At 60.7% G+C, this 1,651-nt stretch carries 3 protein-coding genes; 2 read left to right on the forward strand and 1 reads right to left on the reverse strand.

Translation table 11 applies throughout. The annotated features are described in order from the left end of the window. On the forward strand, nucleotides 1-385 hold a 385-nt coding region (locus tag M1L53_RS32975; protein WP_261949504.1), incomplete at its 5' end, for a hypothetical protein. A gap of 2 nt (nucleotides 386-387) precedes the next feature. Next, nucleotides 388-1,062 carry a DNA methylase gene (locus M1L53_RS32980; protein ID WP_261949505.1) on the forward strand — a complete coding sequence of 225 codons (675 nt, stop codon included), beginning with the start codon at nucleotides 388-390 and terminating at the stop codon, nucleotides 1,060-1,062. A 166-nt stretch (nucleotides 1,063-1,228) separates the two neighbouring features. Here the strand turns inward: M1L53_RS32980 and M1L53_RS32985 are convergent. Beyond that, on the reverse strand, nucleotides 1,229-1,651 hold a 423-nt coding region (locus tag M1L53_RS32985), incomplete at its 5' end, for a hypothetical protein (RefSeq protein ID WP_261949506.1).

Below are 1,651 nucleotides of genomic sequence, written 5' to 3' on the forward strand. Positions count from 1 at the left end.
CCACCCATTCACCACGGAACTTGGTCCGTTCGATGACGAGGGCAACGACAGGCCCAGCCCTGCCGAACCCGCCGAGGAGGAGACGAAAGCGGAACAGTGCGCGGTGCGTCTGTGCGTACTCCCCGCTAGGCATTCCGGCGTCCACGCCGACCGCGAAGGTCTCAGGTGGAACAACCCCACCTCCTCGCCGGTTGCCCCTGCCCCCACCGAAACCGGACCGTGGCAGCGGATCGAAGACGTGCCGGTAGGCGTCCCGTTCAAAGACCGGGAGGGAAGTGGGTTGGTCAAGTTGGCGGACGGCCAGTTCGGGTACGTCGACAACTACCGCGAAACGTCCAGAACCCTCGCCGAGTACGCCCCGTTCGTTGCGGCCGAGGAGGGGTGAGCATGACCTACAACATCCTCGACCTGTTCTCCGCCGCTGGTGGCGCTGCCCGCGGATACCAAAACGCAGGCTTCCACGTCACAGGCGTCGACATCAACCCCCAACCCAACTACGCCGGAGATGCCTTTGTTCAAGGTGACGCACTCGAATACCTCGCCGCACACGGCCACGAATACGACGCCGTACACGGTTCCCCGCCATGCCAGGCATCATGCACCCTCATCAAAGGGAATCAGAGAGCAACCGCCGGCAACCACATCAACCTGATCCCCGCCACACGTGCAGCCTTCGCGAAACTCACGGTGCCGACAATCATCGAAAACGTCCAAGGCTCAGACCTCCGACGCGACCTCACCCTCTGCGGAGAAATGTTCGGGCTCGGCGTGATCCGGCACCGCTACTTCGAAGTCACAGGCTTCGAGGTCACGCAACCGGAGCATCGGAAGCATCGCGGCCGGGTTCGAGGGTGGAGGCATGGGACCTATTACGACGGACCATATGTCGCCCCCTACGGCAAGGGTGGAGGCAAGGGGACACTCGACGAGTGGCGTGAGGCAATGGAGGTTCCATGGATGGAAACCCACCAGGAGATCACTGAATGCATCCCCCCGAAATTCACCGAACTTATTGGGCAGCAACTCATGAGGAGTCTCAATGGGGTACATGTCAGCGCATAACCGAAATCGCAAAGTGAACGGTCGAGCCGCGGAGAAGCATTGCGAGCACTGCGATCTGCCGGCAGACGATTGGGCACTGAATCATGGGAAGCCGGGGATTGTTACCGCCGAAGATCGTTTCGGTGCCTACTCGGATAATCCTGACGACTACATCCCGTTGTGCAAGTCATGCCACAAGGCGTTTGACTTCCCAGTGACCCACTGCCCGCAAGGTCACGAGTACGCAAGCAAGAACCTGATATGGGACAACAACAAGCGCAAGTGTCGGACATGCGTATACGCACGCAACGCAGAACGCCGCCTCCGAGTTGGCGTCACTCCCGAGGAGCACGCTCGCAAGATGGAACTTCAGCGCATTCGCCGCAGTCAGCGCCGAGGCCAGACTGTTTCGTGCGAATGCGGCAAGGAAGTCGCAACGGAAGCGATAGCGCGACATCGCAAGGGTAAGCGGCATGCTTTGTTGACGGGCGGCCAAAAATGAGGTCAGTGACCAGCGCAGAGTTTGTTGGCCGCCAGTTGATGGCTCAGCTTGCAGGGGTGGCGGCGTGACTGGGGTGGATGTTGAGCACACGAAAGCGCTGGAGGCAGC

The sequence above is a fragment of the Rhodococcus sp. T9N genome, from assembly GCF_024436645.1.
Taxonomy (GTDB): domain Bacteria; phylum Actinomycetota; class Actinomycetes; order Mycobacteriales; family Mycobacteriaceae; genus Rhodococcus_F; species Rhodococcus_F qingshengii.

Bases quoted from the DNA above. Each gene is read 5' to 3' on its own strand.
- M1L53_RS32980 (WP_261949505.1), top strand. From the start codon at position 388: ATGACCTACAACATCCTCGACCTGTTCTCCGCCGCTGGTGGCGCTGCC.